The sequence below is a fragment of the Rhizobium rosettiformans genome (assembly GCF_016806065.1).
Lineage (GTDB): Bacteria > Pseudomonadota > Alphaproteobacteria > Rhizobiales > Rhizobiaceae > Allorhizobium.
On the sequence record NZ_CP032405.1, the window covers coordinates 3,104,346 to 3,118,232 of the forward strand.

Sequence of the window (13,887 nt, forward strand, 5' to 3'; positions counted from 1 at the left end):
AAGGCGTGAGGAAGTATGTCCGTTCGTCGACTAGCCGAAGAGCAATTCCAGCCCGCAGCATTCGCATTCAATGCGGAAAATGCGACCTGGGCTGAAGCCACCATTCGCAAGTATCCGGCGGGTCGCCAGCAATCGGCGGTCATCCCACTTCTGATGCGCGCACAGGAACAGGAAGGCTGGGTGACCAAGGCTGCGATCGAGTATGTCGCTGAAAAGCTCGACATGCCCTATATCCGCGTCCTCGAAGTCGCGACCTTCTACACGCAGTTCCAGCTGAAGCCGGTCGGCACACGCGCCCATATCCAGGTCTGCGGCACGACGCCCTGCATGCTGCGCGGTGCGGAAGACCTCATTCACGTCTGCAAGTCGAAGATCCATCCGGAGCCTTTCGAGCGCAACGCAGACGGCACCTTGTCCTGGGAAGAAGTCGAGTGTCAGGGCGCCTGCGTCAACGCGCCGATGGTGATGATCTTCAAGGATGCCTATGAAGACCTGACGGTCACCCAGCTCGAGCACATCATCGATCGCTTTGCGGCGGGCAAGGGTGCGGACATCAAGCCGGGCCCGCAGGTCGATCGCATCTTCTCGGCGCCGGTCGGTGGTCCGACCACGCTGACCGACGACATCCAGCCGATCCGCTTCACCGACACGCCGGCGCCGGCAAAGACCGAAGAGGCTGCCGTGCCTCCGGCGAATGCTGCAAAGCCGGTGACCGATGCGCCTGAAACGGACACGAAGCTGAAGACCCCGGCGACCGCCAAGAAGGCTGCTGCCGAAAACGTCAAGCTGAAGGGCGACAGTGCCGATACGGCCCGTCCGGTCGAAAAGGAAGCCGCGCCGGCTCCTGCGTCTGTCATGGACGAGAAGAACCGTCCTGCCGGCATCGAGCGACCGGAAACACCGGATGATCTGAAGATGATCTCCGGCGTCGGTCCGAAGATCGAAGCAACATTGAACGGCCTTGGCATCTACAAGTTCGAGCAGATCGCCAAGTGGAAGAAGGCAGAGCGCGAGTGGGTGGATACCTATCTCAAGTTCTCCGGCCGCATCGAGCGGGACGACTGGGTCAAGCAGGCCAAGGCGCTCGCCAAGGGCGGCGAAGCGGAATACATCAAGGTCTTCGGCAAGAAGCCGCGCTGAGAGGTTAGGTTATGTTGAGAGATCAGGATCGCATCTTTACCAATATCTACGGCCTCAAGGACAAGTCCCTGAAGGGCGCGATGTCGCGCGGCCACTGGGATGGCACCAAGCAAATCCTCGAAAAGGGCCGGGACTGGATCATCAACGAGATGAAGGCCTCAGGTCTTCGTGGTCGCGGCGGCGCAGGCTTCCCGACCGGTCTCAAGTGGTCCTTCATGCCGAAGGAATCGGATGGCCGTCCGCACTATCTCGTTGTCAATGCCGACGAGTCGGAGCCCGGCACCTGCAAGGACCGCGAGATCATGCGCCATGATCCGCACACCCTGATCGAAGGCTGCGTCATCGCGTCCTTCGCCATGGGCGCGCATCATGCCTTCATCTATGTCCGCGGTGAGTTCATGCGCGAGCGTGAAGCCCTGCAGGCAGCGATCGACGAGTGCTACGACTACGGTCTGCTCGGCAAGAACAACAAGCTCGGCTATGACATCGACATCGTCGTGCACCATGGCGCCGGCGCCTATATCTGCGGCGAAGAAACCGCACTTCTCGAAAGCCTCGAGGGCAAGAAGGGCCAGCCGCGTCTGAAGCCGCCGTTCCCGGCCAACATGGGTCTCTACGGCTGCCCAACCACGGTCAACAACGTCGAGTCGATTGCCGTTGCCCCGACCATCCTGCGTCGCGGTGCGTCCTGGTATTCGAGCTTCGGCCGTCCGAACAATGCCGGCACCAAGCTCTTCTCGGTCTCCGGCCACGTCAACAAGCCGTGCACGGTCGAAGAAGCCATGTCGATCACCTTCCAGGAGTTGATCGAAAAGCACTGTGGCGGCATCCGCGGCGGCTGGGACAACCTGCTCGCCGTCATCCCGGGCGGCTCCTCGGTGCCTTGCGTGCCGGGCGCCCAGATGAAGGACGCGATCATGGACTATGACGGTCTGCGCGAACTGGGCTCCGGCCTCGGCACCGCCGCGGTCATCGTCATGGACAAGTCGACCGACATCGTGAAGGCCATCTGGCGCCTCTCGGCATTCTATAAGCACGAGAGCTGCGGTCAGTGCACGCCGTGCCGCGAAGGCACGGGCTGGATGATGCGCGTCATGGAACGCATGGTGAAGGGCAATGCCCAGAAGCGGGAAATCGACATGCTCTTCCAGGTGACGAAGCAGGTCGAAGGCCACACCATCTGTGCGCTCGGTGATGCGGCTGCCTGGCCGATCCAGGGCCTGATCAAGCATTTCCGTCCGGAGATGGAAAAGCGCATCGATCAATACACCCGCAACGCGATCGCCCACGGGGTGGTCATGGAAGCGGCAGAGTAAGGGACAAAAGGGATGACGAGCTCTTCGGACAAGGGCGGGAAGAAGGGGCCGGACGAGAAGGCTTCGGATGCTCGTGCTCCCGAAGGTCTCGACGACCTGATGACCAATCCGGCGGCCGCCATGGCCGCCGCAACCGCCTTCGGCTTCGGCGTGGCGGCGCAGATGAGCAAGCTCTTCCTCGGCTCTATCCAGGGCGCCATGGAAGTGACCGGCCAGATTGCGCGGCAACTCGAGGACGAACGCAAGGCGGCGGAAGCCAAGCAGACGACCGAGCCCGAAAGCAAGGTAGAGGCGCCCGCCGAGACGTCAGAGCCTCAACCGGCCCCGGCAGAGGTCAAGGCGAAGAAGCAGGTCGCGCCAAAGGCGAAGGCAAAGGCCGAAGCCGCGGTAAAGCCAGCACCCGCCAAGGCTGAAAAGCCGAAGCCGGCGCCGAAGGCCAAGGTCGTTGCCAAGCCGACCGCTGCAACGAAGGTGAAGGCCGCGCCGAAAGCGAAGGCTCCGCCGAGTGCGAAGGTCGAGCCCGCCGTGCCGGCCGCGAAGCCGAAAAAGGCCTCCGGCAAGGCCGACGATCTGAAGAAGATCGACGGCATCGGGCCGAAGGTCGAGCAGGTCCTGAAGGGCAGGGGAGTGACCCGCCTCAAGGACCTCGCTGAGATGGATGAAAAGGCGCTTGTTGCGCTGGACAAGGAATTGGGTCTCGATGGCCGCGTGCTGCGAGACGACTGGGCAGGCCAGGCGCGCCGGTTGGCGGGCGGCAAGGCTCGGTCAGGCAAGTGAGATTAAGGTTCGGCCGCGCGGGGGCGATGCGTCGGACTTGAGGGATAAAACCGGCAGTTTTCATCCGCTGCGGACGAAGACTGTCAGTCGCGGCAGGAATGCCCCGGCAGGATGCGCGGAAGCGTGAGGCAGGAAGGCGAATATGACTAAGCTGAAGATCGACGGAAAAGAGATCGAGGTTCCGGATCATTTCACGCTGTTGCAGGCGTGCGAGGAAGCCGGCGCCGAGGTTCCGCGCTTTTGTTTCCATGAGCGGCTGTCGGTCGCCGGCAATTGCCGTATGTGCCTTGTCGAGGTGAAGGGTGGCCCGCCGAAGCCGGCCGCCTCCTGCGCCATGGGCGTGCGCGACATCCGTGGCGGACCGAACGGCGAACTGCCGGAAGTCTTCACCAACACGCCGATGGTCAAGAAGGCCCGCGAAGGCGTGATGGAATTCCTGCTGATCAACCATCCGCTGGATTGCCCGATCTGCGACCAGGGTGGCGAATGCGACCTGCAGGACCAGGCCATGGCCTTCGGTATCGATAGCTCGCGCTACACCGAGAACAAGCGCGCCGTCGAAGACAAATATATCGGACCGCTGGTCAAGACCGTGATGAACCGCTGCATTCACTGCACGCGCTGCGTCCGCTTCACGACCGAAGTCGCTGGCATTGCCGAACTCGGCCTGATCGGCCGTGGCGAAGATGCCGAGATCACGACCTATCTCGAGCAGGCGATGACGTCGGAGCTGCAGGGCAATGTCGTCGACCTCTGCCCGGTCGGCGCACTGACCTCCAAGCCCTTCGCCTTCACCGCCCGTCCGTGGGAACTGAACAAGACCGAATCGGTCGACGTCATGGACGCGCTCGGCTCCGCCATCCGCGTCGATACCCGCGGCCGCGAAGTCATGCGCATCATGCCGCGCGTCAACGAGCAGATCAACGAAGAGTGGATCTCCGACAAGACCCGCTTCATCTGGGATGGCCTGAAGACCCAGCGTCTCGACCGCCCCTATGTGAAGAAGGATGGCCGCCTGCAGCCCGCAAGCTGGGCCGAAGCCTTTGCCGCGATCAAGTCGGCCGTTGCCTCGACCTCCGCTGACAAGATCGGTGCTGTCGCCGGTGACCTCGCTTCCGTCGAGGAGATCTTCGCGCTGAAGTCGCTCGTCAACGCACTCGGGTCCTCGAACACCGACTGTCGCCAGGATGGGACGGCACTTGATCCGTCGCTCGGCCGCTCGACCTATCTCTTCAACGCTGGCATCGAAGGCATTGAAGCCGCAGACGCAATCCTGATCGTCGGCGCCAACCCGCGCTACGAAGCGGCTGTCTTGAACGCCCGTATTCGCAAGCGCTGGCGTCGCGGTGGTCTGCCGATTGGCGTGATCGGCGAAGGCGGCGAGTTGCGTTACCCTTACGAATATCTCGGTGCTGGCACCGAGACGCTGTCTGACCTCATTTCCGGCAAGAACAACTTCGCCGAAGCTCTGAAGGCTGCAAAGAACCCGCTTGTTATGATCGGCCAGGGCGCTCTGTCCGGCGCCGACGGCAAGGCTGTTCTCGCGAACGCTGCCAAGCTGGCCGCCGATGTCGGCGCAGTGACTGATGAGTGGAACGGCTTCTGTGTCCTGCACACCGCAGCCTCGCGAGTCGGCGCTCTCGACCTCGGCTTCGTGCCGGGCGAAGGGGCTGTGGCCGCCGGTCAGATGCTGTCTTCACTCGACGTCGTCTTCCTGCTCGGCGCCGATGAACTGGACTTCTCCGCCAAAACAGCGAAATGCGTCGTCTATATCGGCAGCCATGGCGACAACGGCGCACACTACGCCGACGTTATCCTGCCGGGTGCGACCTACACCGAGAAGTCGGGTACCTGGGTCAACACCGAAGGCCGCGTCCAGATGGGCAACCGCGCCGGATTTGCGCCGGGCGAGGCCCGCGAAGACTGGGCTATCCTGCGTGCACTCTCCGACGTGCTCGGCAAGAAGCTGCCCTTTGATTCGCTGTCGCAGCTGCGTGGCCAGCTCTATGAAGCCTACCCGCATTTTGCCGAGATCGACGAGATCGCGCCGGGCTCTTCGGCCGATATTGCTGCACTGGCGAAAAAACCCGGGAAGATGGGCAAGTCTCTGTTTGCGTCGCCGGTCAAAGACTTCTATTTGACGAACCCGATCGCACGCGCTTCGGCCGTCATGGCAGAGTGCTCGGCATTGGCCCGCAACAATTTCAAGGCCGCGGCAGAGTAAGGGCAGGGGACCATGGATAATTTCGTTTCCACCTATGTGTGGCCGGCGGCCATCATGATTGGGCAGTCCCTTCTGCTGCTCGTCTGCCTGCTCGTCTTCATCGCCTATATCCTGCTTGCAGACCGCAAGATCTGGGCTGCCGTTCAGCTGCGCCGCGGCCCGAACGTTGTCGGCCCCTGGGGTCTCTTCCAGTCCTTCGCCGACCTTTTGAAGTTCGTCTTCAAGGAGCCGGTCATTCCGGCCGGCGCCAACAAGGGTGTCTTCCTGCTCGCTCCTCTCGTCGCTGTGACTTTGGCGCTCGCGACCTGGGCCGTCATCCCGGTCAACGCCGGATGGGTGATCGCCAACATCAATGTCGGCATCCTCTTCGTCTTTGCGGTCTCCTCGCTCGAAGTCTACGGCATCATCATGGGTGGCTGGGCGTCGAATTCGAAGTATCCGTTCCTCGGCGCGCTCCGCTCGGCAGCGCAGATGGTCTCCTATGAAGTCTCGATGGGCTTCGTGATCGTCACCGTTTTGCTCTGCGTCGGTTCGCTGAACCTGACTGATATCGTGCTTGCCCAGAACACCGGCCTCGGCACGATGATGGGTCTTCCGGCCTCCTTCCTCGACTGGCACTGGTTGGCGCTCTTCCCGATGTTCGTGATCTTCTTCATCTCGGCATTGGCAGAAACCAACCGTCCGCCCTTCGACCTTCCGGAAGCCGAATCCGAACTCGTCGCCGGCTTCATGGTCGAATATGGCTCGACCCCGTACATGATGTTCATGCTCGGCGAATATGCAGCCATCGTCCTGATGTGCTCGCTGACCACGATCCTCTTCCTCGGGGGCTGGCTGCCGCCGGTCGACGTCTGGTTCCTGAATTGGGTCCCCGGCATCATCTGGTTCGTGCTGAAGGCGTCAATGGTCTTCTTCATGTTCGCCATGGTGAAGGCATTCGTTCCGCGCTACCGCTATGACCAGCTGATGCGTCTCGGCTGGAAGGTCTTCCTTCCGATCTCGCTCGCCATGGTCATCATCACGGCATTCGTGCTCAAGCTGATGGGTTGGGCGTGATGATGCCCGGCCGCAACCTCAGCTGCATTGGAGAATAAGATGGCAATTGCACAGGCTATCAATTCGGTCTTCCTGAAGGAGTTCGTCGGCGCTTTCTTCCTGTCGATGCGCTACTTCTTCAAGCAGAAGGCAACGATCAACTACCCGTTCGAAAAGGGCCCGGTCTCGGCGCGCTTCCGCGGCGAGCATGCGCTGCGCCGCTATCCGAACGGCGAAGAGCGCTGCATCGCCTGCAAGCTCTGCGAGGCGATCTGTCCTGCCCAGGCCATCACCATCGAGGCTGGTCCGCGCCGCAATGACGGCACCCGCCGCACGGTGCGTTATGACATCGACATGGTGAAGTGCATCTATTGCGGTTTCTGCCAGGAAGCCTGCCCGGTCGACGCGATCGTCGAGGGACCGAACTTCGAGTTCGCCACCGAGACCCGCGAAGAACTTTACTTCGACAAGGCGCGCCTGCTCGACAACGGCGACCGCTGGGAACGGGAAATCGCGCGCAACATCGCGATCGACTCGCCCTACCGCTGATCCCTTGGGATCGATCGCCTTGGGCGGAGCGCGGGGCTTCGCCGGGGCACATGATGAATTTTGTAACGGGCGTGCCGATGGGGATATCGGTCACGCCTTATCGGGCGGCGGGGCAGGGCCCTCGTCCGGGGGAAGATGAAAAGGCACCAACATGGGTCTTCAGGCTCTCTTTTTCTATCTCTTCGCCTTTGTCGCTGTGGCTTCGGCCTTCATGGTGATATCGGCTCGGAACCCGGTCCATTCGGTCCTGTTCCTCATTCTGACCTTCATCAACGCGGCGGGTCTTCTGCTCCTCACGGGAGCTGAATTCCTGGCGATGATCCTGCTGGTCGTCTATGTCGGCGCGGTCGCGGTTCTCTTCCTCTTCGTCGTCATGATGCTCGACATCGACTTCACCGAATTGAGGGCAGGGGCTGCGAAATACGCACCGGTTGGCGCGCTTATCGGCCTCATCGTTGCGGTCGAACTTGTCGTCGTCATCGGCGGAACCACGATCAGCCCGGAAGCTCTGAACGCGATCACCCAGCCTATTCCCGCTGTGGCAGACCGCCAGAATACCCAGGCGCTTGGCGACGTGCTCTACACGGACTACGTCTTCTTCTTCCAGATCGCCGGTCTCGTCCTGTTCGTCGCCATGATCGGTGCGATCGTGCTGACGCTGCGCCACCGCACCAACATCAAGCGCCAGGACATCTCCGCCCAGGTCGCCCGCACGCCGGAAACCGCCGTCAAGGTTGTCAAGGTCAAGCCGGGCCAGGGCGTCTGAGCCGAGCACGAGGTCAAGGAACAAGAATTATGGAAATCGGTCTTTCCCACTACCTGACAGTCAGTGCCCTGCTGTTCACCCTGGGCGTCTTCGGCATCTTCCTGAACCGCAAGAACATCATCGTCATCCTGATGTCGATCGAACTGATCCTGCTCGCGGTCAACATCAACATGGTGGCCTTCTCGAGCTTCCTCGGCGACCTCGTCGGCCAGGTGTTCGCGCTGTTTATCCTGACGGTTGCGGCCGCCGAAGCGGCCATCGGTCTGGCGATCCTCGTGGTCTTCTACCGTAATCGCGGCTCCATCGCCGTCGAAGACGTCAACATGATGAAGGGCTGATCGGGTCATGATCTACAAGGCTATCGTCTTTCTCCCCCTGATCGGCTTCCTGATCGCCGGCTTGCTTGGCCGACAGATCGGCGCCAAGGCGTCGGAATACATCACCACCGGTCTGATGATCATCGTGGCGATCCTCTCCTGGATCGTGTTCTTCAACGTTGCCATGAGCCATGAGGCCCACGAGGTCATCAAGGTGCCCGTGCTGCGCTGGATCCAGTCCGGCGGCATCGATGTCGAATGGGCTTTCCGCGTTGATACGCTGACGGCTGTGATGTTCGTCGTGGTCAACTCGGTGTCGTGCCTCGTGCACCTCTACTCGATCGGCTACATGCACCACGATCCGCATCGGCCGCGCTTCTTTGCCTATCTGTCGCTCTTCACCTTTGCGATGCTGATGCTCATCACGTCGGACAACCTGCTACAGATGTTCTTCGGCTGGGAAGGCGTGGGTCTTGCGTCCTATCTGCTCATCGGCTTCTGGTACAAGAAGCCGTCCGCGTCCGCCGCTGCCATGAAGGCCTTCATCGTCAACCGCGTCGGTGACTTCGGCTTCATCCTCGGCATCTCGGCGCTCTTCGTGATGTTCGGCTCGATCAATTTCGAAACGATCTTCGCCTCCGCCCAGTCCTATCTGCCGGCCGATCCCGCGGCCTCGCCTGAGGTCGTACTCAACCTCTTCGGCATGCAGCTTGACCGCAGCCATGCGCTGACCGGCGCCTGCCTGCTGCTCTTCATGGGCGCGATGGGTAAGTCGGCGCAGTTCCTGCTGCACACCTGGCTGCCGGACGCCATGGAAGGCCCGACCCCGGTTTCGGCGCTCATTCACGCCGCAACCATGGTCACCGCCGGCGTCTTCCTCGTCGCCCGCATGTCGCCTGTCTTCGAACTCTCGCCGGATGCTCTTGTTGTCGTCACTATCGTGGGCGCAATCACGGCCTTCTTCGCCGCGACCGTCGGTCTCGTGCAGAACGACATCAAGCGCGTCATCGCCTATTCGACCTGCTCGCAGCTCGGCTACATGTTCGTGGCGCTCGGCGTCGGCGCCTATGGCGCGGCCGTCTTCCACCTCTTCACGCACGCCTTCTTCAAGGCACTCCTGTTCTTGGGCGCAGGCTCCGTGATCCACGCCGTCGATGGCGAGCAGGACATGCGTTACATGGGTGGACTGCGCAAGCATATCCCCGTGACCTTCTGGGCCATGACGATCGGCACGATCGCCCTAACCGGCGTCGGCATCCCGGGAACGCTGATCGGTACCGCTGGCTTCTTCTCGAAGGACTACATCATCGAGTCTGCCTTCGCTTCGAGCTCGGCTGTCGGTGGTTTTGCCTTCACAATGCTGGTGATTGCGGCTCTGTTCACGAGCTTCTATTCCTGGCGCCTGGCGTTCCTCACCTTCTTCGGCAAGCCGCGTGCGTCTGCCGACGTCATGCACCATGTGCATGAAAGCCCGCAGGTCATGCTGATCCCGTTCTACCTGCTCGGTTTCGGCGCGCTGTTTGCCGGCTTCATCTTCCACGACTACTTCTTCGGCCATCACTATGCCGAGTTCTGGAAGGGCGCGCTCTTCACGCTTCCGACCAACACAGTCCTGGAAGAGTTCCATGACGTTCCGAAGTGGGTGAAGTGGAGCCCGTTCATTGCCATGACGCTCGGCTTCGTCACCGCCTGGTACATGTATATCAAGAACCCGTCGGCGCCGAAGAAGCTCGCTGAACAGCAGTGGATGCTCTACCAGTTCCTGCTCAACAAGTGGTACTTCGACGAGCTCTACGACTTCCTCTTCGTTCGGTCCTCCAAGGCGCTCGGCCGCTTCCTCTGGAAGAAGGGTGACGTCGCCACCATCGACGCCTATGGCCCGAACGGCGTTGCCTCTGCCGTTGGCGGCCTGACCCAGAAGGTCGTCCGCCTGCAGTCGGGCTACCTCTATCACTATGCCTTCGCGATGCTCATCGGCATTGCGGCACTTGTTACCTGGATGATGCTCGGGAGCTCCCTCTGATGACCGATTGGCCCATTCTCTCGACGGTCACCTTCCTTCCTCTGGTCGGCGTGGCTCTGCTTCTGCTGACCCGTGGTGATACTTCTCTCGGCCGCCGCAACATCCTGAACGTCTCGCTGCTGACGACGGTCTTCACCTTCGTCGTGTCGCTCTTCATCTGGATCAACTTCGACAATTCGAACACCGGCTTCCAGATGGTCGAGAAGCATGCCTGGCTCGGGACCGGCATCTCCTACCATGTCGGCGTCGACGGCATCTCGATGCTGTTCGTCATTCTGACGACGCTGCTCATGCCCTTCTGCATTCTGGCGAGCTGGACCTCGGTCGAGAAGCGCCTGAAGGAATACATGATCGCCTTCCTGGTGCTTGAGACCCTGATGATCGGCGTGTTCGTGTCGCTCGACATCGTGCTCTTCTACGTCTTCTTCGAAGCCGGCCTCATTCCGATGTTCATCATCATCGGCGTCTGGGGTGGCAAGGACCGCGTCTACGCGTCATACAAGTTCTTCCTCTACACGCTGCTCGGCTCGGTGCTGATGCTGCTCGCCATCATGGCAATGTACTGGGATGCCGGCACGACCGATATCGCAGCGCTCCTGCAGCACGACTTCCCGCCGCAGATGCAGACCTGGCTATGGCTTGCCTTCTTCGCTTCGTTTGCGGTGAAGATGCCGATGTGGCCGGTGCATACCTGGCTGCCGGATGCGCACGTTCAGGCGCCGACGGCAGGCTCCGTGATCCTGGCGGGTATCCTCTTGAAGCTCGGCGGCTACGGCTTCCTGCGCTTCTCGCTGCCGATGTTCCCGCTGGCGTCGGACTTCTTTGCGCCATTCGTCTTCACGCTGTCGGTTATTGCCATCATCTACACCTCGCTGGTCGCGATGATGCAGGAAGACATGAAGAAGCTGATCGCCTATTCCTCTGTCGCCCACATGGGCTACGTCACCATGGGTATCTTTGCTGCCAACCAGCAGGGCGTTCAGGGTGCGATCTTCCAGATGATCAGCCACGGCTTCGTCTCCGGCGCGCTCTTCCTCTGCGTCGGCGTGATCTATGACCGTCTCCATACCCGCGAGATCGCGGCCTATGGTGGCCTGGTCAACAACATGCCGAAATATGCGCTCGCCTTCATGGTCTTCACCATGGCCAATGTCGGCCTGCCGGGCACCTCCGGCTTCGTCGGCGAGTTCCTGACCCTGATCGGTGTCTTCCGCGTCAACACCTGGGTCGCGCTGTTTGCCGCAACCGGCGTCATCCTTTCGGCTGCCTATGCGCTCTGGCTTTATCGCCGGGTCGTCTTCGGCGCGCTCGAAAAAGAGAGCCTTAAGAGCATGCTCGACCTATCCACACGCGAAAAGCTGACCCTTTATCCGCTGATCGCCCTCACCATCTTCTTCGGCGTCTACCCGGCTCCCATCCTCGATGCGACCGCCGCCTCCGTCGACAATCTGGTGAACAACTACTCCGCAGCCTTGCAAGCAGCCCAGTCCCTGGCGCTGATTGCGAACTGACGACAGGATCCTTTGGACATGACCGTTGAAACTCTCATTGCTAGCCTGCATCTGGTCACGCCGGAATTGATCCTGGCCGTGGGCGCCATGGTGCTGCTCATGATCGGCGTGTTTTCGGGCGAGAAGTCGAACAGTGTCGTCACGGGACTGGCGATCGCGCTGCTGATCTTCTCGGGCGCCTGGCTGGTGTTCTCCGGCGCGGAAGGAGAGGCCTTTAACGGCGCCTACCTCGCTGACGGCTACGCCAAGTTCATGAAGATCCTTGCCCTGATCGGTTCGGTGACGGCGATGATCATGGCGGTCGGGCACGCCCGCTACGATCATCTCGACAAGTTCGAGTTCCCGGTCCTGCTCGTTCTCGCCACGCTTGGCGTCATGCTGCTGATCTCGGCCAATGACCTGATCGCTTTGTATCTCGGCCTCGAACTGATGTCGCTGGCCCTCTACGTCGTCGCTGCCATCAACCGTGACAGCCTGCGTTCGACGGAAGCGGGCCTCAAGTACTTCGTGCTTGGCGCGCTCTCGTCGGGCATGCTGCTCTACGGCATGTCGCTGGTCTATGGCTTCACCGGCAATACCGGCTTCGACGAGATTGCCGCCGTCCTGTCGCAGGGCGAACCGTCGCTCGGTGTGATCTTCGGCCTGGTCTTCGTCCTCGCCGGCCTGGCCTTCAAGATCTCCGCCGTTCCGTTCCACATGTGGACGCCCGACGTCTATGAGGGCGCTCCGACCCCGGTCACCGCCTTCCTGGCGGCCGCTCCGAAGATCGGTGCCATGGCGATCTTCGTGCGCATCGTCATCGACGCCTTCCTGCCGATCTTCGCCGAGTGGCAGCAGATTGTCGTCTTCATTTCGATCGCGTCGATGGTGCTCGGTTCCGTCGCAGCCATCGGCCAGAGGAACATCAAGCGACTGATGGCCTATTCCTCCATCGGTCACATGGGTTATGCGCTGGTCGGTCTCGCCGCCGGCAATGACACCGGCGTAGCCGGCGTTCTGCTCTACATGATGATCTATCTGGTGATGACGCTCGGCACCTTCGCCTGCATCATGGCCATGCGCCAGAAGGAAGGCGGCAATGTCGAGAACATCGACGATCTCGCCGGCCTGTCGACCACGCGGCCGTTCATGGCCTTCGTGCTGACCGCGCTGATGTTCTCACTCGCCGGCATTCCGCCGCTCGCCGGCTTCTTCGCCAAATACTTCGTCTTCGTGGCGGCCATCGAAGCCAAGCTCTATGCGCTTGCCATCATCGGTGTTCTGGCCTCGGTCATCGGCGCCTATTACTACCTGCGCATCATCAAGGTCATGTGGTTCGACGAAGCCAAGGGCGAGTTTGCCCGCACGGCGGTCGAGCTGCGCCTCGTCTTCGGTCTCTCCGGCCTCTTCGTCGTCGGTTATGTCCTGATTGGTGGTCCGCTCGGCACTGCCGCTGAAGCTGCTGCAAAGACGTTGTTTAGTTGACCAGCCTCGGTATACCGCGCCGGATTTCGCTCGACGACTTCCGGCACGAAGCCCTCGACGAAGTTTCGTCCACCAATACGGAAGCATTCGCCCGCGCTCGCGCGGGCGATTCCGGTTTTCTGTGGTTGACGGCCGAGCGCCAGACAGGTGGCCGCGGACGCCGCGGCCGGCCATGGGTATCGGAACGTGGCAATCTCTATTCGACCCTTCTGCTGATCGATGCGGCACCGCCCGAACAGCTGGGTTCTCTGCCGCTTGCCGTGGCGCTGGCCGTTCATGCAGCCGTGCAAACAGTGATGCCGCCGGGCGGCGAGCCCGTCGAAATCAAATGGCCGAACGATGTACTGATCGGTCGTAAGAAGACGTCTGGGATCTTGCTCGAGGCGGAACGCATTACCGATGGTCGCATGGCACTCGCCATCGGCATCGGCATCAATATCGCCCACCGCCCGGATCTGACGCTCTATCCGGTGACCTCCCTTGCCGACCAGGGCGTGTCGATCTCGCCGCCGGAGTTTTTCGCCCATCTGTTCGCCGAGATGGCAGAGGTTCTTTCCGTCTGGGACGAGGGCAGGGGGATCGCCGAGATCGTGCGGCGCTGGCGTTGCGTTGCCTGTGGCATCGGCGAGAAAATAACTGTGAACCTCCCGGACCGCTCGATTTCCGGTATCTTTTCCGGAATCGATGATAAGGGAATTTTGTTGCTCGACCGGGGCTCCGACGGGATGATGTCGGTTGCCGCCGGAGACGTGTTTTTCGGGTAGA

12 protein-coding genes are annotated in these 13,887 nt (G+C 61.3%); all 12 read left to right on the forward strand.

Annotation, left to right across the window (positions count from 1 at the left end):
• The first annotated feature begins 15 nt into the window (after positions 1 to 15).
• The 12 genes from nuoE to D4A92_RS15225 all read left to right on the forward strand — a co-directional run bounded on the left by nuoE (position 16) and on the right by D4A92_RS15225 (position 13,886).
• Entirely contained in the window at positions 16 to 1,140 is a 1,125-nt protein-coding gene (nuoE, locus tag D4A92_RS15170) for an NADH-quinone oxidoreductase subunit NuoE (protein WP_203014956.1), read from the forward strand.
• Positions 1,141 to 1,151: 11 nt separating this feature from the next.
• A complete protein-coding gene (nuoF, locus tag D4A92_RS15175) occupies positions 1,152 to 2,456 on the forward strand; it encodes an NADH-quinone oxidoreductase subunit NuoF (protein WP_203014958.1) in 1,305 nt (434 codons plus the stop codon).
• Between the two features lie 12 nt (positions 2,457 to 2,468).
• Positions 2,469 to 3,233, forward strand: a complete 765-nt coding sequence (locus D4A92_RS15180) for a 5' DNA nuclease (protein ID WP_203014960.1) — start codon at positions 2,469 to 2,471, stop codon at positions 3,231 to 3,233.
• Positions 3,234 to 3,375: 142 nt separating this feature from the next.
• A complete protein-coding gene (nuoG, locus tag D4A92_RS15185; RefSeq protein WP_203014963.1) occupies positions 3,376 to 5,457 on the forward strand; it encodes an NADH-quinone oxidoreductase subunit NuoG in 2,082 nt (693 codons plus the stop codon).
• A gap of 12 nt (positions 5,458 to 5,469) precedes the next feature.
• A complete protein-coding gene (gene nuoH / locus D4A92_RS15190; RefSeq protein WP_203014966.1) occupies positions 5,470 to 6,513 on the forward strand; it encodes an NADH-quinone oxidoreductase subunit NuoH in 1,044 nt (347 codons plus the stop codon).
• Positions 6,514 to 6,552: 39 nt separating this feature from the next.
• Positions 6,553 to 7,041, forward strand: a complete 489-nt coding sequence (gene nuoI / locus D4A92_RS15195) for an NADH-quinone oxidoreductase subunit NuoI (protein ID WP_054150625.1) — start codon at positions 6,553 to 6,555, stop codon at positions 7,039 to 7,041.
• A gap of 151 nt (positions 7,042 to 7,192) precedes the next feature.
• Positions 7,193 to 7,807 (forward strand): NADH-quinone oxidoreductase subunit J, encoded by a 615-nt coding sequence (locus tag D4A92_RS15200; protein WP_203014969.1) that lies wholly within the window; start codon positions 7,193 to 7,195, stop codon positions 7,805 to 7,807.
• A gap of 29 nt (positions 7,808 to 7,836) precedes the next feature.
• Positions 7,837 to 8,145, forward strand: a complete 309-nt coding sequence (nuoK, locus tag D4A92_RS15205) for an NADH-quinone oxidoreductase subunit NuoK (protein ID WP_054150627.1) — start codon at positions 7,837 to 7,839, stop codon at positions 8,143 to 8,145.
• 7 nt (positions 8,146 to 8,152) lie between these two features.
• Positions 8,153 to 10,147: an NADH-quinone oxidoreductase subunit L gene (gene nuoL / locus D4A92_RS15210; RefSeq protein ID WP_203014982.1), complete on the forward strand. Its 1,995-nt coding sequence runs from the start codon at positions 8,153 to 8,155 to the stop codon at positions 10,145 to 10,147.
• Positions 10,147 to 11,658: an NADH-quinone oxidoreductase subunit M gene (locus tag D4A92_RS15215; protein ID WP_069041628.1), complete on the forward strand. Its 1,512-nt coding sequence runs from the start codon at positions 10,147 to 10,149 to the stop codon at positions 11,656 to 11,658. Before nuoL ends, D4A92_RS15215 begins: the two co-directional genes overlap by 1 nt.
• Positions 11,659 to 11,676: 18 nt before the next feature.
• A complete protein-coding gene (gene nuoN / locus D4A92_RS15220; protein WP_203014985.1) occupies positions 11,677 to 13,122 on the forward strand; it encodes an NADH-quinone oxidoreductase subunit NuoN in 1,446 nt (481 codons plus the stop codon).
• On the forward strand, positions 13,119 to 13,886 hold the full coding sequence (locus tag D4A92_RS15225; protein WP_203014988.1) for a biotin--[acetyl-CoA-carboxylase] ligase: 768 nt from the start codon (positions 13,119 to 13,121) through the stop codon (positions 13,884 to 13,886). Before nuoN ends, D4A92_RS15225 begins: the two co-directional genes overlap by 4 nt.
• The last annotated feature ends 1 nt before the right edge of the window (position 13,887 follow it).

Bases quoted from the DNA above. Each gene is read 5' to 3' on its own strand.
- nuoE (WP_203014956.1), top strand. From the start codon at position 16: ATGTCCGTTCGTCGACTAGCCGAAGAGCAATTCCAGCCCGCAGCATTC.
- nuoF (WP_203014958.1), top strand. From the start codon at position 1,152: ATGTTGAGAGATCAGGATCGCATCTTTACCAATATCTACGGCCTCAAG.
- D4A92_RS15180 (WP_203014960.1), top strand. From the start codon at position 2,469: ATGACGAGCTCTTCGGACAAGGGCGGGAAGAAGGGGCCGGACGAGAAG.
- nuoG (WP_203014963.1), top strand. From the start codon at position 3,376: ATGACTAAGCTGAAGATCGACGGAAAAGAGATCGAGGTTCCGGATCAT.
- nuoH (WP_203014966.1), top strand. From the start codon at position 5,470: ATGGATAATTTCGTTTCCACCTATGTGTGGCCGGCGGCCATCATGATT.
- nuoI (WP_054150625.1), top strand. From the start codon at position 6,553: ATGGCAATTGCACAGGCTATCAATTCGGTCTTCCTGAAGGAGTTCGTC.
- D4A92_RS15200 (WP_203014969.1), top strand. From the start codon at position 7,193: ATGGGTCTTCAGGCTCTCTTTTTCTATCTCTTCGCCTTTGTCGCTGTG.
- nuoK (WP_054150627.1), top strand. From the start codon at position 7,837: ATGGAAATCGGTCTTTCCCACTACCTGACAGTCAGTGCCCTGCTGTTC.
- nuoL (WP_203014982.1), top strand. From the start codon at position 8,153: ATGATCTACAAGGCTATCGTCTTTCTCCCCCTGATCGGCTTCCTGATC.
- D4A92_RS15215 (WP_069041628.1), top strand. From the start codon at position 10,147: ATGACCGATTGGCCCATTCTCTCGACGGTCACCTTCCTTCCTCTGGTC.
- nuoN (WP_203014985.1), top strand. From the start codon at position 11,677: ATGACCGTTGAAACTCTCATTGCTAGCCTGCATCTGGTCACGCCGGAA.